Consider the following 26,778-nt stretch of genomic DNA (forward strand, 5'->3'; position numbering starts at 1 on the left):
CTGGAACAATTGATATTCCAATGATTTTACACCAGTATATCAAATTAGGCAGCGAGATGAATGGATTTTTCGGAAGATCATTTGTGTTTTTTACTTTTTTGCAGTTCTCCGTCCGGATCATCGGACATTTTGGTGTTGTCACGGGTTTTATTGAATGATGGACGTTTTTTATTTTCCAGTAGCGGAAGCCGGAATAAAAAGTTGCCCAGGGCCTTTGCATTAAACGGTATAAAAGGCCAGAGATACGAAGAATTGTACGACCGGTGAACGGTGAGCGCCAATATGAGTAATGTACAGCCCACGACCAAACCCGGAACCTTGAATATTGCAACAGCGACTAGCAGAACCAGCCTGACCAGCCTATTGGCGAGACCCAATTCGTAACTTGGCGTGGCAAACATACCGATGGCTGCGATGGCCATATAGAGCACAACCTCATTGACAAAGTATCCTGTTTTCACCGCGATATCCCCGACTAGAATGGCCGCGATTAAGCCCATGGCCGATGCCAGAGGTGTAGGCGTATGGACCGCTGCCATACGTAATAAATCGACGCCCAGTTCGATCAGTAGAAACTGTAGAATCAGCGGTAGCTTTACATTTTCCTGCGGACCAATGAAGTCAAGTCCCATCGGTTTAATCGAAGGGTCAATAACCATCAGAAGCCATAGTGGTAGCAAAAACAACGAGATGAGAATCCCTGCAAAACGCACCCATCGTAAATACGTCCCCATCAAGGCGGTCTGTCTGTTCTCCTCCGCATGTTCACACAGGTCAAAGAAGGTCGTAGGCAGAATCATCACACTCGGGGAAGTGTCTACAAAAATGACAACTCGTCCTTCCAACAAATGAGAAGCTGTAACATCTGGTCGCTCGGAATATCGAACGAGTGGGAACGGATTCCATCCCTTGTTGATAATCGCTTCCTCCAGCTGTTTATCGGCTGCGGGAATACCATCGATATCTACTCGCTGAATTTTTTCACGAACTGAATCGACCTGCACTTTATCCACAATATCATCAATATACACCACGCAGACATCGGTTTGTGTTCTCCGCCCTACCTGCATAATCTCAAACTTCAGTCCCGGGTCGCGTATTCTGCGACGCACCAGGGTCACGTTAGTCAGGAGTGTTTCGGTAAAGCCGTCTCTGGAACCTCGGACTACCCTTTCCAAGGAAGGTTCTTCGGGTGAACGTACTGGATAACTCCGGGTATCCATAATTAAGACCGAGCGATCTCCTTCAACGAACATTGCGCTCATACCGGTAAGGACCTTGTTGATGACAGCACTCATCTTCTCGACTTTTTCCACCTGAATGTGGGGAATGTAACATTCAAAATAGGATTTGAGTGCATGTCCTGAGACGTCATCCGGCGTGAGATAGGTTAATCTTTTCAAGACTTCAAGCAAAATCTCATCCTTGGCGAAGCCGGTGATCATCAGCAATCCAACGTGCTTACCACCTAGGACCATTTCCCTCATATTCACGTCGAACGATTCTCCAAGCCCCAGTACCTGTTGCAGTGTATATCTATTCTCACTCATGCGTGGGGAGATATCATCGTTTTCCTGCCAATATTGTACGGATTCCTCAATGCTATCGGACATCTCATTTTGTTTTTTCTTATTGTACGCTTTCTCCTCTTCTTCCTTCTGAATCTCATAAGCAGACTTGTGTAACATCTCTTCCGTTATACCTTCACTATTTCCCTGGCCTGTGTGCTCCGTTCGTTCATCCATCTTCCATCCTCCTATGGCCACGAGTTACCGCTGATATATGAAAAAATCAAACAGGGAACCTGTCATTTTGCCCAAAATCATGGCGAGCAGTAATCCAAACAAATAAGGTTTCATGCCCAATCGTTTGGCTAATACGGGCAGTACATTAAGTACCTCAGTGAGCGCCGCGGCCAGCAGACCGATGAACACGCCACAGAACAAACCAACAATCGGGCTGAGCAGCAGCACCCCATGCATTTTCCAGTGCCAGAAGTCCGCCACCGTCCCGAGCAGTGAACCACCTATTAGCGCCCCTTCGTACCAGTGAGTCTTGTCATACGATTGCGTAAGTTGAGCCAACCTGGGAATCATATCGAGCACCAGAATGAGCGCAATTACGCCGCTCCCTACGGCAATTCCCCCTGCAATACCCAATACAATGCTGATTGCTCCATTAAGAACGCTCATCCGCATTCATCTCCCTGCGTTCCTGCTCGTGCATGCGTTCGCTTTCTTCAATCACCACATATTTATCTACATTTTGCTGGTATAGGAACATCTCCACTTCCAGCGGGGTAGGTTCCTCATTCCACTTTTTCTTGAACAAATGATTAAAAAATACTGCCATTCCGAATCCAATGCCAATGGAATACGCCACTTGGAACAGATAGGGATGTTCGTCCCGATGCCCAGTAAGCATCTCCACAATACGAATCTGTACTTCCTGCATGTTCACATCGGCATGAAAATTCATGATGGTTAAGGCCGATCCGAAGAACAGCAGCAGCCAAACCAATATGAACAGAGACTTGGAAGGTTGACCATTTCCTGCAATGACTTCAACCAACGTATGGCCTGATCCAATCAGTTCCACACTTACCTCCGGCAAGATGTTCCGAATTCGTGGAATAATCTGCAATATATCAATGAGGATCAGATTGCCATCCTCGGGTCCAGGGCGCAGCAGTTCAAGCTCCAGTAGCTTCCCCTCCTGGTCTTCAGAAGAGGTCAGTACATGTGCAATGTCTCCAAGCTTGACTGCTCTGCCCCTCTGGATGCGAATACGGCTGCGCAGACGAATATAGACCATTGGAGTGGGTGTCTGGGACATCCATAGCACTCCTTTACTGCGTAATTTAGGTTAGTATTTGAAGAATGTGCAAATTTATTACAAACTGGTTGGAAAAAAGGTGGAAGGTTGAGTTGACGCTGCGGGATGGATCGGTCATTGGTCGCTGTTGCTCGGGGGGAGGATACACGCAGACACTCCGACGGCAGACCAACCTTCTGATCGCTGTTGTCTCCAAATTCTTATGATTGATTTCTAATTGTTAGAAATTTGGAGACAAAGGCGCACGCTTCGCTTCTTCAGGTCTAATCTGCCGCCTGCGTTGCTTATGTATCCTTAGATGAACCCTCACGCTTCGCTCCTTTCGACCGATTCCATCCCTCCGCTGCCCATCGTCCTCCCGTTTCCAAACGTTTGAAATAAATATGCTGGGGAGGTGGCAGGAAGGGAATTGAAAGATGAGCTTTTTGGGGGTGTTTTTCTCAAAATTCTATGACTTTTGAAGTTACCTTCTGCATGCGTCTTAGAATACAACTGGGTAGAAATTTGGAGACAAAGGCGCACGCTTCGCTTCTTCAGGTCTAATCTACCGCCTGCGTTGCTTATGTATCCTTAGATGAGCCCTCACGCTTCGCTCCTTTTGACCGATTCCATCCCTCCGCTCCCCCTCGTCCTCCGTTTCCAAACGTTTGAAATAAATATGCTAGGGAGGTGGCAGGAAGGGAATTGAAAGATGAGCTTTGAGGGGGTATTTTGTGCAAAATTCTATGACTTGTGAAGGTAGCTTCTGGATATTAATTTTAGAAATTTGGGGATTTGAAGCGCAACTGAGTGTGAAGCAAAAAGTCGCCGTATGGGCGACTCTTCGGTATTGGTAGATAGGTTCACGGATCATGAACAATAATTCAAGAATTATGTTCTTTTTCTCTTTTGTTCAATTCCCTTCTAAATCGTAAAGGGGTTGAATTCATTGTTTTGCGGAATTGGTTAATGTAATAACTCGTGCTGTTAAAACCAACCTCATAGGCAATTTCGGTGATGCTACGCTTGGAGGATTGCAATAGTTCAATGCTTCTTTGGATGCGGTACTCTATCACGTATTGCATGGGTGTGGTTTTCAGGATTTGCTTGAAATAACGGCATGTCTCCGATCGACTTAACTGTCCAGCCTTTGCAATATCTTCAAGCTTAATTGGATCGGCATAATTGAGATTAATCCATTGCAACATGTCTTTCATTCGGTTGTTTCTGCTCATCTCTGATGGATCATGTTCAAGAGAATATCCGTTCATAATCAGCAGTTTCCACATATTAAGCACCGCAGAAGCAACATTCACTTCGTAAAAAGGAACTTGGTGCACTAGCTCCTTTCTAATCCGTGCAACAGCATCCAAGATCTGTTCTCCCCAAGCGTTAGCTCTTTCGATATACAGAAAAGGCAAATTAGTTGCTGTTACATATGGATGTACGTACTTTATATACAAATCCGAAGGCATGATAACGTGCGGGGACAAATTCAGACATAAATAAATGCAGTTCTCGCTCACCCCGTGATCTTCGGCCATATGCATTATTCCACTGTTGATAAAAATCCCGTCACCTTTGGACAAAATCATCTTTTGATCGTTGATATGAAACAACGCCGTACCCTGAAGAACGGCAACAAACTGCAATTCATCATGCCAGTGGAGAGGAATATGTCTGTGAACATTTTGAACAATGGTTGTCTCATAACAAGCTATAGATAATGTATCGGTACGGTGTTGCGTCATTTCTTTCAAATGTTGATCAATGATAAATTCGATCTTCTGCATGGCCCTCATCTCAATATAGTTATATTTTTAAGTGTAATATTGATATAAATGTATCGCGTTTCTCCTTAATATAACACTATTCTTATATTTAAGGTGAGACGAACAAGAATGACAACTTCTGCAAAACCCAAAATTTCAGGCATCGTACTCGTTCTGACGGGAGCCATCTGCTGGGGCATTGGGGGTACGGTATCTCAAAAACTGTTTCAACTGGATGGAATTGAGGTCAATTGGTATGTCACTGTGCGATTGTTGATTGCCGGGTTACTATTACTGGTTATTCAATCGTTTACAAATGGAAGATTTCAGATTTTTGATGTATGGAGAAATAAAAAAACGGCTGGGCAGATGATCATTTTCGGATTGGTGGGCATGCTTGCCGTCCAGTATACGTACATGGCATCCATTAAACACGGCAATTCGGCGGTGGCTACACTCCTGCAGTACCTGTCCCCTATCATGATCATGATTTACATCGCACTCCGTAAGCAGTCGGTCCTCACACGCAATGACCTTGCATGCGCCGTTCTGGCTCTCAGTGGGTGTTTTCTCCTGCTCACGAATGGCTCGCTTACGCAGTTATCTGTCTCCTCGCTCGCAGTGATATGGGGACTGTTATCTGGGGTTTCAGCAGCATTTTATACGCTGTATGCCGTGCAACTGATTAAAAAGTTCGATTCACTTGTTGTGGTCGGCTGGGCTATGATCATCGGTGGTTTGGGAATGAGTTTTATTCACCCGCCCTGGAAAATGAATTTTGCTAACATCACGCTCGAAACCTACGGTTATTTGATATTTACAATCCTTTTTGGAACCATGATTGCTTTTTGGTTTTATATTGCGAGTCTCAAAAGTCTTACACCCAAGGAAACTAGCCTGCTCGGGAGCGCAGAGCCGCTTGCTGCTGTTGGAACAACCGTCATATGGCTCCATGAACCTTTTGGCTTCTATCAATGGATTGGTATGGCATGTATTCTTGGCATGATGCTGGTCATGCAGTCCAATCGTTCGAGATCTGCCCGTATTAACAACAAATAACCTCCCTCGCCATAATGCGCGATAGAAGGTTGTTAGTTGTCGTATATTGGTGTATATGCACCAATATTGTTGTTGCAACCCACGAAATCACTGCGCGATCTGGTCGCGGATGGATTGCAGTATTTTTTTCTCCAGACGTGATACCTGTACCTGAGATATTCCCAGCCTGCTGGCAACCTCGGACTGGGTCTGATCCCGGTAATACCGAAGATAAACGATTAACCGCTCCCGCTCACTGAGACCACCGATGGCTTCGTTCAGGGCCAGCTTGTCAAACCAACGTTCCTGAGACTCGTCGGCAATCTGATCCATTAATGTAATGGGATCGCCGTCATTTTCAAATACGGTCTCATGGATGGAGGTCGGTGGTTTGTTCGCTTCCTGGGCAAATACGACTTCCTCCGGGGTTACCCCCAGCTCTGCGGCAACTTCCTTAATCGTTGGTAAACGATCCAGATGTTTGGACAGTTCGTCCCTTTTTTTGCGGACTTTATTCGCCATCTCTTTCAGTGAACGACTGACCTTCAGGGTACCGTCATCCCGCAGGAATCGCTGGATTTCTCCGATGATCATCGGTACCGCGTAGGTTGAGAACTTCACGTCATAACTGAGATCGAATTTGTCCACTGACTTGAGCAGACCGATACAACCAATCTGGAACAGATCTTCCGGATCATATCCCCTGTTCATAAAACGCTGTACGACGGACCAGACGAGTCTGATGTTGCAGTTCACCAGCGTATCCCGTGAGACATGGTCACCCGACTGACTGAGCGCAATCAGCCGTTTGACCTCGGCATCGTCCAAATAGGTCTGTGAAGATGGTTTCACTTCAGCATCCATAAGAACACCAACCCCTAATTATACAATGCTTTCTTGGATTCAATCCTTTTTTTCATCTTGATGGAGGTGCCTCTGCCGGGCTCACTGCTGACTTCGAATTCATCCATAAAGTTTTCCATAATGGTGAAGCCCATGCCCGACCGCTCAAGTTCGGGTTTGGACGTATATAGCGGCTGCTTGGCCAGTTCAAGATCTTCGATTCCTTCACCGCGGTCTTCCACAATGATTGTGATCATGTCTTCCCGAATCTCCGCCTGGATGGACACCACACCCTCGGAGTTGTTGTTGTATCCGTGGATGATGCTGTTGGTCACGGCTTCCGAAATGACCGTTTTCAGGTCACTGAGCTCGTCCATCGTTGGATCAAGCTGGGAGATAAACGCAGCAACGGTTACCCGTGCAAACGACTCATTCTCTGACTTGGCCGCGAATTGCAGATTCATGAAATTTGTCCCTGTTCCTTCATTCATGAGACGACCTCCAGACCTGAGAGAGCAGTTCCCTCATTTTCGTATATCGGCATAATCTTAAACAGCCCCGACATTTCCAGCAAACGGTACACTGGCGAATTGACGTCACAGACCACCATCTTGCCACCTTTATTCTTAATGAGCTTGTATCTTCCCAAAATGACACCTAGACCTGAACTGTCCATAAATTGCAGATCTTTCAGGCTGAGTACGAGATGCTCGCTTTGTCTCCGCTGGATGGCTTCATCCATCTGCATCCGTACCATGTCAGCTGTATGGTGATCCAGCTCCCCGGATAATCGTACAATCAGAATCCCGCGATGGTGTTCCATTTCCACATGCAAGTTCACGTTTGCTCACTCTCCTCCCTGTCTTAGAACAAGGATTTCTACGCTTCCGAAGGCTTTTCCTGCCCCCCGACAAAACTAGAAGAAAACCCCTATTTAACTACAAAATATGTTCGAAGGATGTGTGCAACTCGCGGAAATCGCCGTTTAGTCAAACAGATTGGACGTTGTCCGCTTGAACAGCTTCCACCAGCCAGCCTTATTCACATCCTGCGGAGCCTGAATGTCGAACTCCTTAATGACGTCGTTGCCCTGGTAAACAACCAGTTTACCTATACTTTGCCCGGCTTTGATCGGAGCTTTCAATTCTTTGGCAACCAGCAATTCATGCCGGATGTCGTTGGATTTGGCTCCTTTGCGCATCAGCACACTATAATTTTGCGTGGCATTCAGAGGCAATTCGGCAACTTCACCTTTTTCGATCTTCAGACTACCCAGCAGATCCCCTGCCTTATAGAGAGCCTTCATCGTATATTGACTGAACGCATAGTCAAACATCGAAGATACTTCGCTGTTCCGTGTTTTAGTATTTGGTTCACCAAGTACCACGGAAACGACACGTAATCCATCCTTGGACGCTGTTGCGGAGAGACAGAACTTCGCTTCGGATGTGTAACCTGTTTTCAAACCATCTGCCCCTTCATAAAAACGAACCAGCTTGTTTGTATTCACCAGCCAGAAGGGCTTTTCCGTATCTTTGCGAAGGTAATCCTGATATGCACCGGTGTACTTCGTAATCCCGGAATGTTTCAGCAGTTCACGGCTCATGACGGCAATGTCATGGGCGGAAGAATAATGATTATCGACCGGAAGGCCGTTACAGTTGGCAAAATGAGTATCCTTCATGCCAAGCTCCTTCGCCCGCTCATTCATCAGCTGTACAAAGGCTTCTTCCGAGCCAGCGATCTTCTCAGCCATCGCTACCGAGGCATCATTGCCCGAAGCCATCGCGATCCCTTTTAACATATCGTCGACCGTCATTTCTTCCCCAGGCTCCAGAAAGATCTGCGAACCGCCCATGGAAGCTGCGTATTCGCTCGTTCTTACTTTGTCGGTCAGCTTCAGCTTACCCGAGTCGATCGCTTCGATTGTAAGCAGCATGGTCATAATCTTTGTAATGCTCGCTGGAGGCAGCTGATCATGACTGTTTTTCTCATAAATGACCGTTCCCGTGTCTGCATCCATTAAGATCGCAGAGCGCGCCGACGGGGCCAGATCAGTTCCTCCCGCTGCCTTCGGTGTTTCTTCAGCCAATGCTGTTGATGCCATAAGGGACAGCAGGATACAAAGGGTCATGAACGATGCCATTATTCTTTTCTTCACAAGGTTACCTCCTCAAATGACTTGCTTACTGCATGTTCCATGCATGTACTGCTAATCATTGTCGGCCCGTTTCCAGTAAATTATTCCATGTAAAGCATGATTTCCCGAACTTTTATTGAAAATGTGGTCATAGCCAAAAAAACGCACTGCACTCAAGGAATGAGTAACCGTACGTTCAACACAACAAAAAAAGGTTACCCCCCTATGATTTCTCATCTAAAGAGGTAACCTTATCTACTCAAATCTTGCTTACATTTGTGGAATAACTGCCACTACCAGCGCCAGGAACGACTCACGCACACGTTCCGTCGTCTCCATAACCTCATCATGTGACAGCGGCTGGTCCAGAATTCCAGCAGCCATGTTGCTGATACAGGAAATACCGAGTACTTCCAGGCCCGCGTGGCGTGCCACAATCACTTCAGATACAGTGGACATGCCCACTGCGTCTGCGCCCAATGTACGCAGCATTCTGATTTCTGCCGGTGTCTCATAGTTCGGACCGAGCATACCTGCGTATACCCCTTCACGTACGTTAAAACCTTGTGATGCAGCCGTATCCTTCGCCAGCGCACGCAAACGGCGGCTATATGCTTCGGACAGATCCGGGAAACGCACGCCCAGTGCAGCGTCATTTGGTCCGATCAGTGGATTTTTGCCTGTGAGATTCAAGTGATCCGAGATCAGCATCAAGTCTCCAGCTTCATACGACGTATTCACGCCGCCTGCAGCATTGGTTACAAGCAGGCTGCTTACACCCAGTTCTTTCATAACCCGTACCGGGAAAGCTGTCAATTCCGGACCATATCCTTCGTACATATGGAAACGGCCTTTCATCATCACGACTGGACGACCTTTAATGGTTCCGACCAATAGTTCACCTTCATGTCCTTCTACTGTGGACACTGGAAAATGCGGAATATCCTGATAAGCAATACTTACGCCATCTTCAATCAGTTCTGCCAGTACGCCAAGACCTGAACCCAAAATCAAACCGACTTCCGGCTTGATGGAGCTTTTGCTTTGAATATAAGATGCTGCTTCCGAAATCATTTGTTGGTTTAATGCTGTCATGCGATGTATGTTCCTCCTTGAGTTGAAACGATCCGTCTTATGTATAACGGCGTTTGGATGTATTCAATTTATTTTATCCTAAATCGGCCCAATGTTCCGCATTTATTTGTGAATGCCATGCGTCAAAATCTATCTTGCCCTCGGATGATGGGTTTCATAGATTTCTTTCATGGTTTTGCGACCATGATTGCCATATTGTTGTCCAGGCTGCTCCACGTGACCCAGCATGTCTTGAACCGCACGTGTATCCGCCCCATTGGCAATCAGGTGTGCTGCAAACGAATGACGAAGGGTATGCGGCGTAATTTCTTCCGAGATTCCCGCATCCACCGCCGCTTTTTTGAGCAGCTTCCAGAAGCCCTGCCGGGTTAAACGTCTACCAGATACATTCACGAATAGTGCCTGCTCGTCCGAATCGGTTTTGAGCAACTTGTTGCGGAATTCCTCCACATATACACTTGCCCAATGTGCAGCTGGTGCACCAATGGGAAGGATACGTTCCTTGCCCGCCCCACCGCATCGTATAAAGCGCATCCCTGGCTGTACATCCCGAATGTCAAGGGCAATCAGTTCCGAGACCCTAATGCCTGTAGCATATAACAGTTCAAGCATCGCTCGATCTCTCACACCCTGCGGTGAACGAGTATCAGGCGCTGTCAAAAGTTGTTCGATCTCTTGGATACTTAACACCTGTGGTGGCGTCTTGTCCGCCTTGGGAGCTTCCACATCAAACGTAGGGTCCTGTATAATATCACCCCGCCGCATCAAAAAATGAAAGTAGGAGCGCAGAGATACGATGCTGCGGGCAATGGTTGCATTGGCACGTCCTGCCTGTTTGAGCTGACCTGCAAACAGGACGACATGTGTACGTCTGACCTGGTCGGCTTCGCGTATGCCATATTCCTTATCTGCAAATTCAATGAACTTGTCCACGTCTCGGAGGTACGATTCAAGCGTGCTGCTCGACATCCCTTTATCATCTTCCAAGTATAAGGCATAGGCGTGTATCGTCTGTTTCATGTACAACGCTCCTCAACTGACAGATCTGCCGCTCTGGCAGACTGCTCCCGTATTTGCATCCCTGGCTGTTCGAAGCTACTCCCCGTACCAATAGAACAAACGGAGACGCTCTGCCATCGTAGGACGTCCTTCTCCATTACCCGGCCAATCCATTTCCTGAAATACTTTGATTGCATTGCCAGTTGGCATCTGATACTGATCCACAGGTGAGATCCAGCCATTAAACAGATCCAGAACATGATAGAACAGATAAACTAATGCAGCAAAAAATATAATAAATCGAATAAAACGGAGCCCTCTCCGCACTGATATAATCATGGGCGCGTCCCCTCCTGATTCGATTCCGGTAATGTCCTTGAATCAGGGTATGTCCATAAACACAGGTTTATGCCATTTGGGCGAAACTCCAGATCATGTCCGGTGCCAAAAAAGCTCTCCCGTCAAAACCGCCGGTGAGAGCTTGAAGATATGCTATGTTATTCTTCATCTTTGGGTTTCTGTTCATTTTTAGCTTTGCAACGATAACAAATTCCATGAAAGTCCAGTCGGTGATCTACTACCGAAAAGTTGAATTCCCGCTCCAAACGCTCTTCAAGCGGTCCAAGCCAGTCTTCACGTATTTCATCCATACTTCCGCATTGAACACAGATTAAGTGATGATGGTGATGCTTGGATGTATCTCCGCGCAGATCATAACGCGCTACACCGTCGCCGAAGTTGATTTTCTCTACAACATGCAGCTCACTCAGCAGTTCGAGGGTACGGTACACGGTTGCCAGACCGATTTCGGGAGCCTTTTCTTTAACGAGCATGAATACATCTTCTGCGCTCAGATGATCTTCTTCATTCTCAAGAAGTACTCTTAAGGTGGCTTCCCGCTGGGGCGTTAATTTATATCCTTGGGACTGTAGTTGCTGCTTAATTTTATCAATCCGTGCTTCCATTTTCTCCCTCCCCCTAGGAAATCACTGCACACTGCAACTTAACCCACTCTTTTCATTATAGGGGGAGTGCGTAATTAAAGTCAACATTTTACACTATACGGTGCACGTTAGGCCGGTAGTAACATTGGCGTGACCCAACGCATCATTGCAGGTGTAACCCATGTTTCAAAAGACGCCACGCCGAGCAGCAATGCAGCCATAACCAAAGTTAACACTATATATGAAGCAAAAGGCCTTTGTCGACCAGGTGTTCGCTGCATCAAAACACGATTACGAATGATGTATAACGAGAACGTCATCGCCGCTACACTGCAGATCAGGAGGATCGGAATGACAAATAGATTATGCGGGGCCACGGACACCAGTGCAAACAGTAGCCCTTTCCAGGAATACTGTCCAACAAGGTACCCCACTGTGAATCCAATGAGCACACCTTTCAGAAAATCCAGAACCAGTATACCGGGTAGTCCAACGACGGATAAACCCAGAATAAAGATCAGACCCACCCATTTCAGATGGAGCATGGCAATGTCCCAATATGCCCCGGTCTCAGTCACTTGTGCACTGTGCTGCACGGTCATGAAGAAATTACCGAGATAACCCTCCAAATCCTGACGTTGCTCGAGAGACAATGCGTTCACCATGAGCGCGCCAAAAATGACGCCGACCAGAAACAAGACGGCCACGAATACATATAACGAAGTCTGACCTTTAAATGTAAAGTAGGAAGAGCGCATACAGGTACGAGTCCCCTTTCCGGTATCATGCTGCAAGGATTTTCATTTACATCCTCATAGTCATTCTTATGAACCGGAATGCACCTGTATGACTTCTTGTCCAGATTGGACCTCTGTAAAGCGAAAGCTATATGAGTTGAACTAAAGATTATTTACACCGGTCACTCCGAGGCTTTTTCCTGAACAGCAACCTTTCCGTATGTACCGCCACCTCCGGAGGACAGCTCCAGTTGTCCGTTCCGTGCAGCCACAATCAAGCCTGCCAGCACAGGTCCAACAACCGCAGCAAGCTCTTCCTCACGCGTGCGATGAAGTACGTTCATTTCTGTACCAAAATGGTCCAGTAGCTGGCGCAGTTTGGCTTTGCCAAGTCCCGGAATGAACTCCAGTGGCACCTGATAATGATAGGCTGGTCTGTTTGCAGGAACATGAGGACTCTCTCGATCAGAGATCGCCAGGATGCGATCCAGAACCCCCTGCACCAGCTTCAGACTACCACAGTGCGGACAACGCTCTGCTGACATCGCTTGCTCGTCCATAATGCTGCCACATGCTGCACAGTAAGTACGGTGATATTTGCCTAGCCTTGGATTCAGTCCATAATTGGCAGCTATGCTCCTGCCGGCTTCTCCTTGAAGTGCCATACGGAATTCATCAAAAGAAGGGGCAGCAACTTGCAGTTCGTTATACTCCCGTCCAATCTTACCGAGTGAATGAGCATCCGAATTGGTCAGAAAAGGGACATGATCCAACTCCCGAATATAACTGGCCATGGATGAGTCCGAGCTTAACCCCAGCTCTACCGCATCCACGAGGCTAGTATCCAGCACTTCGCCCATACGGGGGGCTGTACTGCCATAGATGCCTTTATGCGGTGTAAACACATGTGCAGGCACAATAAGTCCCCCACGTGCCTTAATCTCCGCCTGCATCTCAAGAGCGGGCACGTAGACCCGCTGAGAACTGAGATTCACATTTTTCATATAACGTTTCATCCAGTCCGTGAAGGACTTCATCGTTTTCAAATCACGGAAGTACGCCAGCATATGGAACTCACGCATTCCAGGCTCGCGTAGCTCAATCTCTGTACCCAACAGAATGGTCGTATCCTGGTAGGCAATACCGCCGCCCTCAATCTCGGACATGGTACCACTCTCCAGCAATTGTTCAATATCCATCTGTACAACCGGAGAATGACAATCAATAACACCAAGCAAATGAATTCCTTTGCGATCCGATGCTTCCCGGGCAATATTCTCAAATGTCAGATCACGACTGCCGCTGATTTTCACGGCCTCCCCACGTGAGGTTCGTCCGATGTGGATATGCAGGTCTGTATAACAGGGCTCCCACATCGTGGACGTTTCCAGTTGATCTTGCATCCTTAGAACCGTCCTGTCGTTCTGTAAAGGTCCCACGCGTACACGGCCATCATCGTTTTGGCATCGCTAATCCGGTTCTCGTCCATAAGCGCATAGGCTTCCTCCAGAGTTATTTCGGCAACTTCAAGGAATTCATCTTCGTCCAGCGCCATGTCCCCTGCTTCCAACTCTTCAGCGATGTAAAGATGAATGATCTCATCTGCGAACCCCGGTGACGTGTAAAACGAACGCAAATGACGCAGCGACTTGGCTACATATCCCGTCTCTTCTCGCAATTCACGTGCTGCGGCAACTTCCGGCTCTTCTCCCGGGTCCAGTTTTCCCGCAGGAATCTCCACTTCGGTGCGTCCCATTGCCTGACGATACTGATCCACAACAAGCATGCGATCCCCATTCAGAGCGAGTACAGCTACCGCTCCAGGGTGCCGGATTATCTCACGTGTAGCCGTCTGGCCATTCGGTAGTTTAACGGTATCGACTTGAAGCGAAATCACTTTGCCCTCGAAGATTGGCTTAGTGGATACGGTCACTTCATCTAGTTTTGGATTGGCAGGTTGCGCCGCGTGGATGGATTGGGCAGATTGGTTTGGTTTCATTGGTTCTTCAACTCCATATCGTAGGATTATATATTCGGTTAATGTATATATCTCTGATTTTGGGCATATGGTGAGCGTATAGGATTCTCACAGCAAATATAAACGAATCAGGGGGACTTTCAATGAACAGTTATATGACGCCTCAATCCTTACACGTGGTAGGACAAGCACGGCAAGTACAGCTCATACTCAAACAATGGTTACGCGAGTGGGGCCCTGATGCCAAGTTAATCGATCTCCTCGCTGGACGCAAATGAATGGGTAATCGATCCATTGTTTCATTTTTGACCCTAAATTAACTCCCTTGAAATATAACATGAATTCACAAAAAGTCCGAATCCGTACAAACCGGGTTCGGACTTTTGTCTAACAACATGTGAGGTAACATGTGCTCTATATTATTTCTTGTCAGCTGCCGTTTCCTGAATAATAGCTACGACTACCTGGGATAACTTCACAATGTCTTCGGCACGAATACGTTCTTTGGTTGTATGAATATCTTCATACCCTACCGCCAGATTCACTGTCGGAAGGTCGAATCCGTTAAAGATATTGGCATCACTGCCGCCACCGGAAGCAAACGTACTTGTCTCCAGCCCAATACTGCGGATGGCACGCTGTGCAAGTTGTACAACTCCGTGTTCATCATGGAAGCCAAATGCAGGGTAAAGGATCTCACTTCTGAATTCAGCTGTTGCACCGTATTTGCGACATGTCGTTTCCAACGCGTCACGCATCTGTGCAACCTGCAATTCAACTTTCTCCTGCACAATACTGCGAGCTTCCGCTTCAAGCTGTACAAAGTCACATACCACGTTGAGTGCTGATCCACCTTGGAATTTACCGATGTTCGCTGTCGTCTCATCATCAATTCTGCCCAGTGTCATCGCAGCAATAGCTTTTGCGGCAACCTGAATGGCGCTGATCCCGTCTTCCGGGTTCACGCCCGCATGTGCGGACTTACCATAGATGCTCATTTGAATTTCAGCTCTGGCTGGTGCAGCAACACAGATCGTGCCTACAGCTCCATTAGAATCCAGGGCATAACCGAACTCGGCATCGATATCCTTTGGATTCATTGCACGTGCGCCCACCAGGCCAGACTCTTCGCCGACCGTAATGACAAATTGAATTTTACCATGTGGAATCTTGTTTTCCTGGATCACACGAATCGCTTCAAACAATGCCGCAATCCCTGCTTTGTCATCTGCTCCCAGGATCGTTGTTCCATCACTGCGGATCCAGCCATCTTCACCCAGTTCAGGCTTGATTCCCTGTCCCGGCGTCACGGTGTCCATATGACATGTGAAAAAGATCGGTGCAACCCCTTCAGTTCCTTCAGCTTCCCAAGTAATGACGAGGTTTCCGGCGCCATGTCCGGTTTGCTCCATGGTATCATCCTCATAGACATGAAGCCCGAGATCTGTAAACTGTTCTTTTAACACCTTGGAGATGTTCTGTTCATTTTTCGTTTCACTATCAATCTGCACCAGTTCCATGAACTGATCGATAACACGTTGTTGTTTAATCATAGGACTTTCCTCCCTCTCGTAGATACGGTACAATACAATTACTATGGCTTGTTTACTTTATGAGGTTGTTCAAAAAGTCCGCTTTTGATTACGAAGGATGCCTCGCGGCATCATCAGCATCGAATATGGAATTCAGCCCAAATAAGCGGGAGGCTTACGAAGTATGTTTCCTTTGGAAACATTGTGGTTGCTCACGTAGTTTTCCCTACGCTCCGCTACTCCATTTCTAGCTTCATCCCATCTTCTTGGTACTGAAAACCAGTCTTTTTGAACACACACTTTATGGTGAAAGGAGTTCTCTCATCCATGCAAAAAAAGAAATGGTTCAAAATCATCATCTATCTCATGCTGATCGCCATGATCGGGTCCACCCTTTTCATAGCTCTCGAACCGTTGCTGTTTGGATAGCAACCTAAAGCCTTTCGACGACCTGTTTACAGACGTTGAAGGGCTTCTTTTTCCGTGACCCAATTAATTTGATATGGAAAAATACGATTAAAGTACGGAACAATCTCCTGCGCTACTTGCTCCACCGCATAGGACTTGCCCGTTATATCCTCCAGTGAGGTAACGCCATACTGTTCAATCCCACAAGGAACAATCCCCTGAAACCCTGCATGTTGAATGCCTGAGCTGATGTTAAAAGCAAACCCGTGACTGGTCACAAAACCGCGGCGGTGTTTGCAACGATTAAACTTGATGCCGATTGCAGCAATCTTCATATCACCAATCCACACACCCGTGTACCCCTCTTTGCGTCCAGCTTCAATGCCCTGGTCTGCGAGATAATCCATAAGCACCTGCTCAAGTTTCCGTAGATAGCCGTGCAGATCCAGGTCTTCATCCCGACCAAGAATCAATAACGGGTAACCTACCAACTGGCCCGGGCCATGATAAGTAATATCACCGCCACGGTCAATTTGAAACAAAGAAATCCCTTGCTCACGCAACTCTTCCGGACTGAGAAGCAGATGCTCCGGATGATTTTGTGAGCCGATCGTATACGTTGGTGGATGCTGTAAAAGCAACATCTGCTCCGCTCCCTCTCCCTCGTCCAATCGCTGCACAATCGCTTTCTGGCGGTTCCAAGCCTCTTCATAATCAAGCATTGGTATGTATGCAACATCCAGCAGCTTGCTCATGATTCCCCACACCCTTCTGCTTCAGGTTCAGTGTACAATTGAGCACCTGTCCGTAGACAGCAGGAAAAGTGCACGGCCTCCGGCACATACACTTTCCCGACAACTATTTACTTAATACACCTTGGTCTCCATGGTATATCCTTCAAGGTTTTCTTTGACACGTTGCAAGAAACGTCCGCTGATTACCCCATCCAGGATTCGGTGATCCAGCGACAGACACAGGTTAGCCATCGAACGAACAGCGATCATATCATTAATAACCACTGGTTTCTTGACAATCGACTCGAATGTAAGAATCGCTGCCTGTGGATAGTTAATGATCGGCTGGGACAGGATCGAACCAAATGAACCGGTGTTGTTCACCGTGAACGTACCACCTTGCATATGGTCCAGCTTCAACGTACCTTCACGTGTTTTACGAGCTAGCTCATCGACTTCACGGGCCAGACCTGCAATATTTCGCTGATCGGCATGTTTGATTACGGGTGTAAGTACAGAATCTTCGGTTCCTACCGCCATGGACAGGTTAATGTCCCGTTTGACGATAATTTTGTCCACTGCCCATACCGAGTTCATGATTGGGTAGTCTTTAATCGCGTTAACGACTCCCTTCATCATGAAGGACAGATATGTCAGATTGATGCCTTCCTTACGCTTGAACTCATCCTTGAGTTTATTGCGTAGCATCACAAGATTGGTTACGTCCACTTCGATCATTGTCCATGCATGCGGGATTTCCGATACGCTTTGACGCATATTCCGGGCAATGGCATTACGCACAGGGGTAACATCGATGAAATACTCCGATCTTCCCTGGCCGCCACCTTCCACTTCGATCTGTGGAATTTTCGGACTTTCGGTTAGATGAATGCCTGAATGTCTCACAGGAACACCTGCATCGGACGCCGAGATCGCTTCTCCAGCGGTCAAACCCATTTCTCCATTTCCACGATTCACTCCGCTGAATGGAGAAGCAGACGGCATACTAGAAGGTGTATGCTGAACTGCTGCAGATGATGCTTGTGCGGACGATCCAGCCGCGTTACCTCCCTGTGCAACAAATGTCAGCACATCTTTGCGGGTAATACGCCCACCGGCACCGGTGCCTTGGATGCTTTGCAAGTTCAAGCCATGCTCTGCTGCCAAGGATTGCACTGCCGGGGAATACCGATTACGCATCGGCTGGTTCGGATCATGTCCTGCTGTATTTGACGCGGCAAGAGGAGTGGGGCTCGCATGTTGCTGCACTTGCTCCTGTTGCTGCGATACTTGTGTTACTTGCTCAGCCGCTTCTTCGTCAGAAGCTGCGACCTGCATGCGGCAGATTGCTTCACCAACAGCAATCGTTGTGCCCTCTTCCACCAAAAGGTCACCCATAATTCCATCCACAGTGGATGGAATCTCGGCATTAACTTTATCAGTGATTACTTCACAGATCGGCTCGTACTGTTCCACACGGTCGCCCGGTTTTTTCAACCATTTGCCTATGGTAGCCGAGACCAGCGATTCCGCCAATTGCGGCATAATGACCTCGATCCATTTCATACGTTCAGCCATTTGATTATCACTCCAAACTTTACTTTTAAACGATCCAAAAAACGAAATTAAAACTCGGCAAGTGTACGCATTGCAGCTTTAGCTTTGTCTTTGCTCAGCATGTAGAATTTCTCCAATGTTGGGCTAATTGGCATGGCCGGCACATCAGGTCCGCAAAGACGCTGAATCGGTGCATCCAGTTCAAAAAGACATTCCTCACTGATAATCGCGGCAACTTCGGCACCTACACCACCCGTTTTGTTATCTTCGTGTACGATCAGCACTTTGCCTGTCAGACGAGCGGAAGCAATAATCGCTTCACGATCCAACGGTTGCAATGTGCGCAGATCCAGAACGTGTGCTGTAATGCCTTCTTCACGCTCCAGCTCCTCAGCAGCCTGCATAACAAAATGCAGCGGCTGGCTGTAACCGATCACGGTAATATCCGCACCCTCACGAAGTACATTGGCCTTACCAATCGGAACGATGTAATCATCTTCAGGCACATCTTCCTTAATAAGTTTGTAGCATTTTTTATTTTCAAAAAAGAGTACCGGGTCCGGGTCGCGAATAGCGGCCTTGAGCAGTCCCTTAGCATCGTATGCCGAGTAGGGAGCTATAATTTTCAGACCAGGCGTACCAAAGAAAATCGATTCCGGACATTGGGAGTGATACAACCCACCGAAGATCCCGCCACCAATCGGCGCACGGATAACAATTGGACAGCTCCAGTCATTGTTGGAACGATAGCGAATTTTTGCCGCTTCACTAATGATCTGGTTGGTTGCTGGCAGCATGAAGTCCGAATATTGCATCTCGGCAATCGGCTTCATGCCATACATCGCTGCACCAATGGCAACACCTGCAATAGCGGATTCAGACAAAGGTGTGTCCATCACTCTCATTTCGCCAAACTGATCTTGCAGCCCTTTAGTTGTGGTAAACACGCCACCTTTGAGACCTACGTCTTCACCAAGGATAAACACATTCTCATCCCGTTCCATCTCTTCTTTCATCGCGAGACGGATTGCATCAATATATTCCATCACTGCCATACTTACCGTCCCCCTTCTTCGCTGTCCGCATAAACGTGCGTCAGAGTGTCCTCAGGTTTAGGATATGGCGCGTTGTCTGCATATTCAGTTGCTTCTTTCATTTCCATCGCAAGCTGGGAAGCCAGATCCGCATCCCGGGCTTCGTCCCAGATGCCACAATCGATCAAGTAGTTCTTCATGCGAGGAACGCCATCTTTCTTCCAGTTCTCCTCAACTTCCTCTTTGGTCCGGTAAGCCAGATCATTATCGGAGGTGGAATGAGGTGACAACCGATACATCATCGCTTCAATCAGTGTCGGGCCTTCTCCGGCTATGGCACGGCGACGCGCTTCCTTCACTGCAGCATATACTTCTAATGCATCGTTACCATCTACACGCAGTCCGGGGAACCCGTATCCTTGTGCTCGATCGGATATTTTGCCGCTCAACTGTTTGTGAATCGGTACCGAAATTGCATATTGATTGTTCTCACACATAATAATGACAGGCAATTTATGCACACCTGCAAAGTTGGCTCCCTCATGGAAGTCACCCTGATTGCTTGATCCTTCGCCAAACGTAACAAAAGAAACAAATTCTTGCTTCTTCATTTTGGCAGCCAGCGCAAATCCAACAGCGTGCGGAACCTGTGTTGTAACCGGGCTGGAACCCGTCACAATCCGTAGCTTTTTGTGACCGAAGTGACCGGGCATTTGCCGACCGCCACTATTCGGATCTTCCGCCTTCGCAAAAGCAGACAACATCAACTCACGCGGAGTCATGCCTACCGCCAGTACAAAACCGTAATCGCGGTAATAAGGTAAATAATAATCGTGATCCCGATCCAGACCAAAAGCAGCGCCTACTTGCGCAGCTTCCTGTCCTACACCGGATACGTGAAAGTTAATTTTGCCAGCCCGTTGCAAGAGCAAGCAACGCTCGTCAAACTTGCGCGCGAGCAGCATGTATTTGTACATATCCAATACTTCACCATCGCTAAGTCCCAGCTGTTGATGCCGGTGGACCGCGTCTGCAGTACCTTGTGAACTCATATGAGGTACCTCCTTTTAATCAGAGCCTGTGCCACTCTTACTACCCGATCTTATAACCTGGTACTAAGACTTGGCTTAACCTTATTATAATCCCTTTTACCCAAAAAAGGAAAGGACCTTTCTCATAAGCTTGTTTGGCTTACATTCCAATGGCCTTTCCATCGACCGCCAACATGGCTTCACCCATAATTTCCGACAGAGAAGGGTGCGGATGAATGGTTTGTCCGACTTCCCAAGGTGTGGCATCCAGCATCTGAGCCAGAGAAGCCTCAGCGATTAATTCCGTCACATGGGTGCCAATCATATGTACCCCCAATATATCATTCGTCTTGGCATCTGCGATCACCTTCACGAATCCATCCCGACTTCCGTGAATGAGCGATTTGCCAATGGCCGAAAATGGGAACTTGCCTGTTTTAATGTCATAGCCACGTTCTTTGGCTTCAAGCTCGGTGAATCCGATGCTTGCTGCTTCCGGACGTGTGTACACACAGCGCGGGATACGGTGGGATTCTACGGCATGTACCGTTTTGCCCGCCAGATGATCGACAGCGAGAATGCCTTCATGACTTGCGGCATGTGCAAGCTGCAAACCGCCGATGCAGTCACCAATGGCGTAGATGTGACCTTCACCGGTCTGTAACTGTTTGTTCACAGCGATGAACCCACGCTCCAGTTTGATATCTGTATTTTCGAGTCCGATATTTTCGACATTAGCCTGACGTCCAACCGACACGAGCATTTTCTCCGCTCTTAGCGTTTCCTGCTTATCTTCACCAAGCTGCACATCAATCTGAATGCCCTCTTGATCCGTGTTATATGTTTCGGTTAGAACGGTGGCACCTGTCAGGAAACGGACACCTCGTTTGCCGAGCAATCGCTGCATTTCTCTGGCAACATCCTCATCCTCGGCAGGCAACACGTGAGCAGCTGCTTCTACTACTGTGATGTCTACGCCAAAGTCATTCAGCATGGATGCCCACTCCAATCCAATCACACCCCCACCAACAATGATGAGTGATGCAGGAAGTTCATCCATACGCAGTGCTTCGTCGCTGCTCATTATGAATTTGCCGTCCGGTTCCAGGCCCGGCAACACACGTGGACGCGAACCAGTGGCAATGATGAGATTGGTTGGAACTACCGTATCCATCTCGCCATCTTCGAACTCTACAGCGACTGCTCCGCTCTGCGGTGAGAAGATGGATGGTCCGATGACGCGACCTTTCGCGTGTACAACCTGGATTTTATTTTTTTTCATCAAATACTGAACGCCCTGGTGGAGCTGTTCGACAATTGCATCCTTGCGCGCCTGTACTTTGGGAAATACAAGTGTGGCTCCATTCGTCTCGATACCATACGTCTCGCTCTCCTGAATCTCAGCGTATACTTCCGCGCTTTTCAGCAAAGCCTTACTCGGAATACAACCACGATGCAGACAGGTTCCACCAAGCTTGTCCTTCTCAATAATAACGACCTGTTTTCCCAGCTGTGCAGCCCGGATCGCGGCTACATATCCACCGGTCCCTCCTCCAAGAATTGCAACATCACATGTAATTGGCATCTCTCATGCTCTCCTCTATGAATCAAATTTCAATATAATTTATGATGGCTTAAATCATGGTTTGGCTTATACCCTCTATATGCCATTGTACTCTCCTTGAGCGGTCAACTCAAAGTTTGAACCAATCACACATGGACAGCCTATGCATTCCAAGCTATGATGGAATCAGGTATGATCTGTAAGCGTAACCTTTATTTAATGTCGACTTTGGCAGAAAGGGTATAATGCTCATGAATACAAGATTGGTCTTTGCGCGATTTTTGGCAATTGTTGTTCTGGTCATCCCCGGGTTAATGGCTATGAAGGGTTTTCTGATGATGAAAGATGCCCTGTTCCTATATTATGCCGAGCACGGGAACGAACTGATTTCACCAGGATTCCAGTGGCTTTCCTTTGGCGGTGGACTTGTCCTTTTTGCCGCAGGTATGAGTTTTCTGGGAGGCTGGATCTTGTTCCGTGACCGCAAGCGTAATTATGTAGGTCCCCGTTTCCGGTCCAAAAGTGTACCCGAAAAAGCAGAGACGCCCGGAAGGACTCCATGAGTCCGGGCTTTTTGTGTGTTTATACAACACACCGCCTACTTTACATAGACAGGATGGATCATCATGGTATCATTTCTAATCACGTTACAACGATTGCTCAAAGGCATTTTCCATGCGTTCAAAGACCCCAAGTTTCTGGCTCTGTTCGCGTTAACGGCAGCAACGTTGCTGTCAGGCACTTTATTTTACACTCGTGTTGAAGGTCTACACTGGATCGATGCGTTATACTTCTGTGCGGTTACCCTGACTACGGTGGGACATCCTGAATTTGTGCCAACCACCGGATTCAGCAAAGCCTTTACCGTGATCTACATGTTTGCAGGCATTGGTCTCACCTTTGCCATGATTGCCAGAATTACAGCAGGTATTCTATTCCCTCGCAAATTAAAGACAGAAGAGGACCCGGAGTAATCTCCGGGTCATTCGTATAAGGCATCCCGCAGCTTGGTAGACATACGTGATTCTTTGGAAGATGACTTCAAGATCGTTCTACGCAAGGTAAGGTTACTTGCCTGCAGTCTCTCCGCTTCTGCGAACAGTTCTGCAAATAACGTCTGCGCCGCTTCATCTAGAGATCCCTGTTCTTTCAGGCTTTCATATCGCTCTTGAAGTGATGATAATGCTTCACTCATACTAAAACACCTCTTTTCACAACTCCTGTTAACTAGCTGCCGTAACCAATACCTTAACATTCCATATAGTAACACAAAGCTGCGCAGATTAGTTCTGGCTCTTTCCAAAGATTTTGTGGTACTCTGTAAAGGTCGCTTTTTTTGTTGAATCCCGTATGTGAGAGGAGTAGCAGCACCGTGCAAACAGGACGTATTACCGTAATTACTGGACCCATGTTCAGTGAAAAATCCGGTGAACTCATTCGCCGTTGTCAGAAATTAATACAATTTGGCCGTAAAAAGGTTGTGGCCTACAAACCAGCCGAGGATAATCGGTTTGCCCAGGACGAGATCGTAAGCCGAATTGGTTATCGACTCCCTGCCCATTCCATTCCCCGGCAATTAACCCCGGAATCCGTAGAAATGATCTTGAACCAAACCATAGATGCTGATGTTGTTGCATTTGATGAAGTACAATTTTTCAGCAGTGCCATTATGGAACTTGTCTCGGAGTTAGCGTATTGTGGCAAACATGTCATTGTGGACGGACTTAATATGGATTACCGTGGTAAGGAATTCGGATATGTCGGTGGTTTGCTTGCCATGGCAGACGACATTGAGAAACTCTCGGCTTTCTGTGCGGTATGTGGCAGCCCGGATGCAGCCTTTACGCAACGTATCGTCAATGGGGAGCCTGTTACCTTGGGTCCGGTTGTCATGATTGGCGATTCAGAAGCTTACGAGCCACGCTGTCGTTGCTGCTTCATTCCTCCTCACAAAGTTGAATGCTCATCATAATTCCTAAAAGATCGATCTTAGATATCTTCCAAAAAGGCCCCTTGGGGCTTTTTTTGTTATAGAGCAAACATTCGTACAAAAAAGCACCGCTTCGCAGCGATGCTTCCAGAGTCACTTCCCGCTAGTCACGGGAAACAAAATATTTGTTGGTCATGTAGTAAGCGTCACCACGCGACGTTTCCACCATTCCTTTTTTGGCATCCAAAAATACAATCTCTTTACACTTTGTACAGTACCATTTTGTGCGCTTGTATGGGGATTCCGTCACATAAGCCGTGCCACATTTACAATCAATCTTCATTAATAACTCGGTTGATTTATAAGCACTGGACAAGCGTTCCAGGTTATCCTGCTGCTGTGTAGGCATAATGGTCTGCTGATAATCCGATAAATGATTTTGAACCTTGAAGTCTGCTACCAATCCTGCATTCAATCCAAAAAACTCCTTGCCGATTTCGGTCACGAAGCGCTTCTCATTTCTGTAGCAATCCAGCCACTCAATAATCTGCTTATTAGACAGTGGAACCGTACCCTTGATACCGCTGTTTAAGGTGTAGGTCATGATGTATAAAGTATCGTCTTGTCTACCTGAGTACATTAGAATCCTCCTTCGAATACATTTGCTAATGTACTACAAAAACGCGCATAAATCAAAAAATTCTTATTTCCTGAGCGCATCTCTTCTTATTAAATGGGAAACATTCCACGTTCATCCGCTAAAGACTTACAAGAACTGCATACACCTGAAACATTTCCCTGTGGCGCGGCATAATGCACGACCGATTTAACGTTTTTCTTGCATATGGAACAGTAGTGCCTCCTTTCCTTTTTTGGGATATAATCCGATAGCTTAACCACGTTTTTGTTCGGTCGGAATCGTTGTAAGAAACCCGGCCATTTCATCTCGCTTCACTCTTTCTTGTTCGTCTACTTCGTAGTCATTTTTTTACTCTGGGCTAATAATCATCTCGTCTTTTTTTATGTATACGATTCCAAGTTGTGCGTGCCTATCTCATAATCTATTCGACGTTTTGAGCGTTTTTCCTGTTTTTAATCTCTACACATATAAAAAAAACCGACAGAACCTGCTCTCCTTTTTTTCGGAAGAACAGTATTTTAGTCGGTTCCAGCCTTATTTATAAAAAGTTCCCAGAACGTCCAGCTCTGATGAACGCTCAATTCGAAATGGATAGATATAACCCTGATTCATTCGGGTAAATTTGCGGCTCCACAGATCCAGTCCCGATGTGAACTGATAGGCCTGATATATAAACTTGGAGCAGTAATTGCGCTCAATACTGCGCAGATTGGTCTGCAAACGGTAGAATTTTACCTGCTTGTAATGGTCGTGTACCCACCCCGCTGCTTTCATTCCTGCCTCATTCAATCTGGAACGGAATACAATGAAACGATCTCCTTCATAAAAACGCGTGAGATACCACTCTAATGAATCAGCAAATACAGGCCCATAAGGGTGCACATGATACACCTTGCCATCGAGACCGATAATGCCCATATGCCCGGCGTAATACGTCGATTCCGAGCTTGGCGTGTACACAATATCCCCTGGCTCTAGCTTCATCTCGCCCAACACGTTAATAGGCAAGTCCTGATGAAGCCGTTTGGCTGCTGATCGTTCACGCCGCCCTTCAACCAACAAGCGATGAAGCGCACCAGCAAGTGCGAGATACATTTCAGACCATTTGATCTTTTTTTTATCAGATCGTTTGAACCACCGCTGGATGAAGGTGAAGCCTCGTTGTGGCTGTGATCCCTTTTTCATACGCTGCACTCCACTCTGATCTAGTTATTGTATCTATATAAGTTGAATTAAAGTTTATTTACACTGACACTACGATGACAGAACAATCTTCCAATCGCTGTTATCCCCAGATTTTTTCGATTCCCTTTTTCTTAAGGGAAAATCCGGTGATAAAGGCGACCGCTTCGCTTTTCAGATTTTTTCTGTCCTCTCCGTTATCGTGTAAATGATTATTTCAACTTATATAGTGTCATTCTAAAGTTTCTCAAGCTTATTATAGACATTTGGTGGTTCATGTTCAATTCGAAGTGTGTTCTATCTTGTGCCATTATGCCTTCTTATTACCCATTTTATGCAAAAAAGATGACTTCGGAATGAACTGAGGCCACTGAAAAACTTACCATTTCAATTGTTAAGATTCATTTTAAATCAAAAAGGCTATATTTCGTTCACATTGGAACGGAATATAGCCTTTTTCTCTATCCTTTTACTTTGAGTCTTTCATGAGTGTAATGATTCGCTTGAGATTAACAGTAAATATGGCCATGGCACCTTGCATTTGCATGCCAACAAGACCCGAGGACGATGCAACATCATACCCGTGTCTGTGCTTGAGTTCGCTATTTTTCGCTTCAATTTTATAACGTTCTTTTGATTTTTCTTTGAAACCATCGCTATTTTGAAATGCCTCATGTTCCTTATGTTCGGTCGATTTGATGGTTACAGAATAGGTTTTACTTTTCGCACCTTCTTTATAGCACCCGTCTTTCATTGGGCATACTTTGCATTTTTCAATGTCAAACATGTAGGTATTCTTTTGGTTA

Annotated in this window: 31 protein-coding genes; 6 read left to right on the forward strand and 25 right to left on the reverse strand. The window is 46.8% G+C overall.

The genetic code is table 11. The features are described 5' to 3' along the window. Positions 1–77: 77 nt before the first annotated feature. The 4 genes from C161_RS20160 to C161_RS20175 form a co-directional block, all read right to left on the reverse strand. On the reverse strand, positions 78–1,688 hold the full coding sequence (locus tag C161_RS20160; protein WP_235193873.1) for a spore germination protein: 1,611 nt from the start codon (positions 1,686–1,688) through the stop codon (positions 78–80). 81 nt (positions 1,689–1,769) lie between these two features. Further along, positions 1,770–2,198: a stage V sporulation protein AB gene (locus C161_RS20165; RefSeq protein WP_026080996.1), complete on the reverse strand. Its 429-nt coding sequence runs from the start codon at positions 2,196–2,198 to the stop codon at positions 1,770–1,772. Next, a complete protein-coding gene (locus tag C161_RS20170; protein WP_036672319.1) occupies positions 2,179–2,835 on the reverse strand; it encodes a stage V sporulation protein AA in 657 nt (218 codons plus the stop codon). Before C161_RS20170 ends, C161_RS20165 begins: the two co-directional genes overlap by 20 nt. 863 nt (positions 2,836–3,698) lie before the next feature. After that, positions 3,699–4,607: a helix-turn-helix transcriptional regulator gene (locus C161_RS20175; protein WP_036672321.1), complete on the reverse strand. Its 909-nt coding sequence runs from the start codon at positions 4,605–4,607 to the stop codon at positions 3,699–3,701. Positions 4,608–4,715: 108 nt separating this feature from the next. On the opposite strand from C161_RS20175, the gene C161_RS20180 reads away from it, so the two are divergent. Continuing rightward, complete coding sequence (locus C161_RS20180; protein WP_036672322.1) at positions 4,716–5,645, forward strand: DMT family transporter; 930 nt, start codon at positions 4,716–4,718, stop codon at positions 5,643–5,645. 87 nt (positions 5,646–5,732) lie between these two features. Here C161_RS20180 and sigF read toward each other — a convergent pair whose 3' ends face one another. The 11 genes from sigF to C161_RS20235 form a co-directional block, all read right to left on the reverse strand. After that, positions 5,733–6,488: an RNA polymerase sporulation sigma factor SigF gene (sigF, locus tag C161_RS20185; protein WP_036607856.1), complete on the reverse strand. Its 756-nt coding sequence runs from the start codon at positions 6,486–6,488 to the stop codon at positions 5,733–5,735. Between the two features lie 14 nt (positions 6,489–6,502). Then, complete coding sequence (spoIIAB, locus tag C161_RS20190) at positions 6,503–6,958, reverse strand: anti-sigma F factor (protein WP_036672324.1); 456 nt, start codon at positions 6,956–6,958, stop codon at positions 6,503–6,505. Then, positions 6,955–7,308, reverse strand: a complete 354-nt coding sequence (gene spoIIAA, locus C161_RS20195) for an anti-sigma F factor antagonist (RefSeq protein WP_017687636.1) — start codon at positions 7,306–7,308, stop codon at positions 6,955–6,957. The genes spoIIAB and spoIIAA overlap by 4 nt, the downstream gene beginning before the upstream one ends. A gap of 144 nt (positions 7,309–7,452) precedes the next feature. Further along, positions 7,453–8,574, reverse strand: coding sequence for a D-alanyl-D-alanine carboxypeptidase family protein (locus tag C161_RS20200; protein WP_235193874.1), 1,122 nt, complete (start codon positions 8,572–8,574; stop codon positions 7,453–7,455). Positions 8,575–8,877: 303 nt separating this feature from the next. Next, a complete protein-coding gene (locus C161_RS20205; RefSeq protein WP_036607861.1) occupies positions 8,878–9,702 on the reverse strand; it encodes a purine-nucleoside phosphorylase in 825 nt (274 codons plus the stop codon). A 129-nt stretch (positions 9,703–9,831) separates the two neighbouring features. Continuing rightward, positions 9,832–10,722 carry a tyrosine recombinase gene (locus tag C161_RS20210; protein WP_036607863.1) on the reverse strand — a complete coding sequence of 297 codons (891 nt, stop codon included), beginning with the start codon at positions 10,720–10,722 and terminating at the stop codon, positions 9,832–9,834. A gap of 75 nt (positions 10,723–10,797) precedes the next feature. Further along, a complete protein-coding gene (locus C161_RS20215) occupies positions 10,798–11,040 on the reverse strand; it encodes a DUF4227 family protein (protein WP_036672325.1) in 243 nt (80 codons plus the stop codon). 158 nt (positions 11,041–11,198) lie between these two features. Then, positions 11,199–11,666, reverse strand: a complete 468-nt coding sequence (fur, locus tag C161_RS20220) for a ferric iron uptake transcriptional regulator (protein ID WP_036607866.1) — start codon at positions 11,664–11,666, stop codon at positions 11,199–11,201. Between the two features lie 107 nt (positions 11,667–11,773). Next, a complete protein-coding gene (gene spoIIM, locus C161_RS20225; RefSeq protein WP_017687629.1) occupies positions 11,774–12,403 on the reverse strand; it encodes a stage II sporulation protein M in 630 nt (209 codons plus the stop codon). Positions 12,404–12,564: 161 nt separating this feature from the next. Next, a complete protein-coding gene (locus C161_RS20230; RefSeq protein ID WP_051449832.1) occupies positions 12,565–13,785 on the reverse strand; it encodes an endonuclease Q family protein in 1,221 nt (406 codons plus the stop codon). Between the two features lie 2 nt (positions 13,786–13,787). Continuing rightward, positions 13,788–14,381: an NUDIX domain-containing protein gene (locus C161_RS20235; RefSeq protein WP_051447058.1), complete on the reverse strand. Its 594-nt coding sequence runs from the start codon at positions 14,379–14,381 to the stop codon at positions 13,788–13,790. A 122-nt stretch (positions 14,382–14,503) separates the two neighbouring features. On the opposite strand from C161_RS20235, the gene C161_RS32415 reads away from it, so the two are divergent. Then, complete coding sequence (locus C161_RS32415) at positions 14,504–14,638, forward strand: Z-ring formation inhibitor MciZ (protein WP_100527202.1); 135 nt, start codon at positions 14,504–14,506, stop codon at positions 14,636–14,638. 141 nt (positions 14,639–14,779) lie between these two features. Here the strand turns inward: C161_RS32415 and C161_RS20240 are convergent, their stop codons facing one another. After that, on the reverse strand, positions 14,780–15,913 hold the full coding sequence (locus C161_RS20240; protein WP_036672327.1) for a M20/M25/M40 family metallo-hydrolase: 1,134 nt from the start codon (positions 15,911–15,913) through the stop codon (positions 14,780–14,782). A gap of 306 nt (positions 15,914–16,219) precedes the next feature. Here C161_RS20240 and prli42 point away from each other — a divergent pair, with 306 nt between their 5' ends. Beyond that, positions 16,220–16,321 carry a stressosome-associated protein Prli42 gene (gene prli42, locus C161_RS32420; RefSeq protein WP_017687624.1) on the forward strand — a complete coding sequence of 34 codons (102 nt, stop codon included), beginning with the start codon at positions 16,220–16,222 and terminating at the stop codon, positions 16,319–16,321. Between the two features lie 26 nt (positions 16,322–16,347). Here the strand turns inward: prli42 and lipB are convergent, their stop codons facing one another. The 5 genes from lipB to lpdA all read right to left on the reverse strand — a co-directional run bounded on the left by lipB (position 16,348) and on the right by lpdA (position 22,241). Next, positions 16,348–17,055 (reverse strand): lipoyl(octanoyl) transferase LipB, encoded by a 708-nt coding sequence (lipB, locus tag C161_RS20245; RefSeq protein WP_036672329.1) that lies wholly within the window; start codon positions 17,053–17,055, stop codon positions 16,348–16,350. A gap of 111 nt (positions 17,056–17,166) precedes the next feature. After that, positions 17,167–18,612: a dihydrolipoamide acetyltransferase family protein gene (locus C161_RS20250; RefSeq protein ID WP_036672332.1), complete on the reverse strand. Its 1,446-nt coding sequence runs from the start codon at positions 18,610–18,612 to the stop codon at positions 17,167–17,169. A 47-nt stretch (positions 18,613–18,659) separates the two neighbouring features. Then, positions 18,660–19,646, reverse strand: coding sequence for an alpha-ketoacid dehydrogenase subunit beta (locus C161_RS20255; RefSeq protein ID WP_017687621.1), 987 nt, complete (start codon positions 19,644–19,646; stop codon positions 18,660–18,662). Positions 19,647–19,648: 2 nt separating this feature from the next. Further along, positions 19,649–20,677: a thiamine pyrophosphate-dependent dehydrogenase E1 component subunit alpha gene (locus tag C161_RS20260; protein WP_036607878.1), complete on the reverse strand. Its 1,029-nt coding sequence runs from the start codon at positions 20,675–20,677 to the stop codon at positions 19,649–19,651. Positions 20,678–20,816: 139 nt separating this feature from the next. After that, positions 20,817–22,241 carry a dihydrolipoyl dehydrogenase gene (lpdA, locus tag C161_RS20265; RefSeq protein WP_036672333.1) on the reverse strand — a complete coding sequence of 475 codons (1,425 nt, stop codon included), beginning with the start codon at positions 22,239–22,241 and terminating at the stop codon, positions 20,817–20,819. A 224-nt stretch (positions 22,242–22,465) separates the two neighbouring features. Between lpdA and C161_RS20270 the strand changes: the two genes are divergently transcribed. Further along, a complete protein-coding gene (locus C161_RS20270) occupies positions 22,466–22,783 on the forward strand; it encodes a DUF2627 domain-containing protein (protein ID WP_017687618.1) in 318 nt (105 codons plus the stop codon). 63 nt (positions 22,784–22,846) lie between these two features. Continuing rightward, positions 22,847–23,194: a potassium channel family protein gene (locus C161_RS20275; protein ID WP_036607883.1), complete on the forward strand. Its 348-nt coding sequence runs from the start codon at positions 22,847–22,849 to the stop codon at positions 23,192–23,194. An 8-nt stretch (positions 23,195–23,202) separates the two neighbouring features. Here the strand turns inward: C161_RS20275 and C161_RS20280 are convergent, their stop codons facing one another. Then, positions 23,203–23,415 carry a hypothetical protein gene (locus tag C161_RS20280; RefSeq protein WP_036672335.1) on the reverse strand — a complete coding sequence of 71 codons (213 nt, stop codon included), beginning with the start codon at positions 23,413–23,415 and terminating at the stop codon, positions 23,203–23,205. A 177-nt stretch (positions 23,416–23,592) separates the two neighbouring features. Between C161_RS20280 and C161_RS20285 the strand changes: the two genes are divergently transcribed. Continuing rightward, complete coding sequence (locus C161_RS20285; RefSeq protein WP_017687615.1) at positions 23,593–24,192, forward strand: thymidine kinase; 600 nt, start codon at positions 23,593–23,595, stop codon at positions 24,190–24,192. Between the two features lie 121 nt (positions 24,193–24,313). Here the strand turns inward: C161_RS20285 and C161_RS20290 are convergent, their stop codons facing one another. The 3 genes from C161_RS20290 to C161_RS20300 form a co-directional block, all read right to left on the reverse strand. Beyond that, positions 24,314–24,790, reverse strand: a complete 477-nt coding sequence (locus C161_RS20290; protein ID WP_017687614.1) for a hypothetical protein — start codon at positions 24,788–24,790, stop codon at positions 24,314–24,316. Positions 24,791–25,324: 534 nt separating this feature from the next. Beyond that, a complete protein-coding gene (locus tag C161_RS20295) occupies positions 25,325–25,975 on the reverse strand; it encodes a hypothetical protein (protein ID WP_036672336.1) in 651 nt (216 codons plus the stop codon). 466 nt (positions 25,976–26,441) lie between these two features. Then, a partial coding sequence (locus C161_RS20300; protein WP_036672348.1) for a transposase occupies positions 26,442–26,778 on the reverse strand: 337 nt, incomplete at its 5' end.

Origin of the sequence: Paenibacillus sp. FSL R5-192, from assembly GCF_000517845.1 — a bacterium.
Lineage (GTDB): Bacteria > Bacillota > Bacilli > Paenibacillales > Paenibacillaceae > Paenibacillus > Paenibacillus amylolyticus.

What these genes read in the sequence shown, in the direction of transcription:
- C161_RS20160 (WP_235193873.1), bottom strand. Translation starts at nt 1,688, where the DNA reads ATGTTACACAAGTCTGCTTATGAGATTCAGAAGGAAGAAGAGGAGAAA.
- C161_RS20165 (WP_026080996.1), bottom strand. Translation starts at nt 2,198, where the DNA reads ATGCGGATGAGCGTTCTTAATGGAGCAATCAGCATTGTATTGGGTATT.
- C161_RS20170 (WP_036672319.1), bottom strand. Translation starts at nt 2,835, where the DNA reads ATGTCCCAGACACCCACTCCAATGGTCTATATTCGTCTGCGCAGCCGT.
- C161_RS20175 (WP_036672321.1), bottom strand. Translation starts at nt 4,607, where the DNA reads ATGCAGAAGATCGAATTTATCATTGATCAACATTTGAAAGAAATGACG.
- C161_RS20180 (WP_036672322.1), top strand. Translation starts at nt 4,716, where the DNA reads ATGACAACTTCTGCAAAACCCAAAATTTCAGGCATCGTACTCGTTCTG.
- sigF (WP_036607856.1), bottom strand. Translation starts at nt 6,488, where the DNA reads ATGGATGCTGAAGTGAAACCATCTTCACAGACCTATTTGGACGATGCC.
- spoIIAB (WP_036672324.1), bottom strand. Translation starts at nt 6,958, where the DNA reads ATGAATGAAGGAACAGGGACAAATTTCATGAATCTGCAATTCGCGGCC.
- C161_RS20200 (WP_235193874.1), bottom strand. Translation starts at nt 8,574, where the DNA reads ATGGCATCAACAGCATTGGCTGAAGAAACACCGAAGGCAGCGGGAGGA.
- C161_RS20205 (WP_036607861.1), bottom strand. Translation starts at nt 9,702, where the DNA reads ATGACAGCATTAAACCAACAAATGATTTCGGAAGCAGCATCTTATATT.
- C161_RS20210 (WP_036607863.1), bottom strand. Translation starts at nt 10,722, where the DNA reads ATGAAACAGACGATACACGCCTATGCCTTATACTTGGAAGATGATAAA.
- C161_RS20215 (WP_036672325.1), bottom strand. Translation starts at nt 11,040, where the DNA reads ATGATTATATCAGTGCGGAGAGGGCTCCGTTTTATTCGATTTATTATA.
- fur (WP_036607866.1), bottom strand. Translation starts at nt 11,666, where the DNA reads ATGGAAGCACGGATTGATAAAATTAAGCAGCAACTACAGTCCCAAGGA.
- spoIIM (WP_017687629.1), bottom strand. Translation starts at nt 12,403, where the DNA reads ATGCGCTCTTCCTACTTTACATTTAAAGGTCAGACTTCGTTATATGTA.
- C161_RS20230 (WP_051449832.1), bottom strand. Translation starts at nt 13,785, where the DNA reads ATGCAAGATCAACTGGAAACGTCCACGATGTGGGAGCCCTGTTATACA.
- C161_RS20235 (WP_051447058.1), bottom strand. Translation starts at nt 14,381, where the DNA reads ATGAAACCAAACCAATCTGCCCAATCCATCCACGCGGCGCAACCTGCC.
- C161_RS32415 (WP_100527202.1), top strand. Translation starts at nt 14,504, where the DNA reads ATGAACAGTTATATGACGCCTCAATCCTTACACGTGGTAGGACAAGCA.
- C161_RS20240 (WP_036672327.1), bottom strand. Translation starts at nt 15,913, where the DNA reads ATGATTAAACAACAACGTGTTATCGATCAGTTCATGGAACTGGTGCAG.
- prli42 (WP_017687624.1), top strand. Translation starts at nt 16,220, where the DNA reads ATGCAAAAAAAGAAATGGTTCAAAATCATCATCTATCTCATGCTGATC.
- lipB (WP_036672329.1), bottom strand. Translation starts at nt 17,055, where the DNA reads ATGAGCAAGCTGCTGGATGTTGCATACATACCAATGCTTGATTATGAA.
- C161_RS20250 (WP_036672332.1), bottom strand. Translation starts at nt 18,612, where the DNA reads ATGGCTGAACGTATGAAATGGATCGAGGTCATTATGCCGCAATTGGCG.
- C161_RS20255 (WP_017687621.1), bottom strand. Translation starts at nt 19,646, where the DNA reads ATGGCAGTGATGGAATATATTGATGCAATCCGTCTCGCGATGAAAGAA.
- C161_RS20260 (WP_036607878.1), bottom strand. Translation starts at nt 20,677, where the DNA reads ATGAGTTCACAAGGTACTGCAGACGCGGTCCACCGGCATCAACAGCTG.
- lpdA (WP_036672333.1), bottom strand. Translation starts at nt 22,241, where the DNA reads ATGCCAATTACATGTGATGTTGCAATTCTTGGAGGAGGGACCGGTGGA.
- C161_RS20270 (WP_017687618.1), top strand. Translation starts at nt 22,466, where the DNA reads ATGCTCATGAATACAAGATTGGTCTTTGCGCGATTTTTGGCAATTGTT.
- C161_RS20275 (WP_036607883.1), top strand. Translation starts at nt 22,847, where the DNA reads ATGGTATCATTTCTAATCACGTTACAACGATTGCTCAAAGGCATTTTC.
- C161_RS20280 (WP_036672335.1), bottom strand. Translation starts at nt 23,415, where the DNA reads ATGAGTGAAGCATTATCATCACTTCAAGAGCGATATGAAAGCCTGAAA.
- C161_RS20290 (WP_017687614.1), bottom strand. Translation starts at nt 24,790, where the DNA reads ATGTACTCAGGTAGACAAGACGATACTTTATACATCATGACCTACACC.
- C161_RS20295 (WP_036672336.1), bottom strand. Translation starts at nt 25,975, where the DNA reads ATGAAAAAGGGATCACAGCCACAACGAGGCTTCACCTTCATCCAGCGG.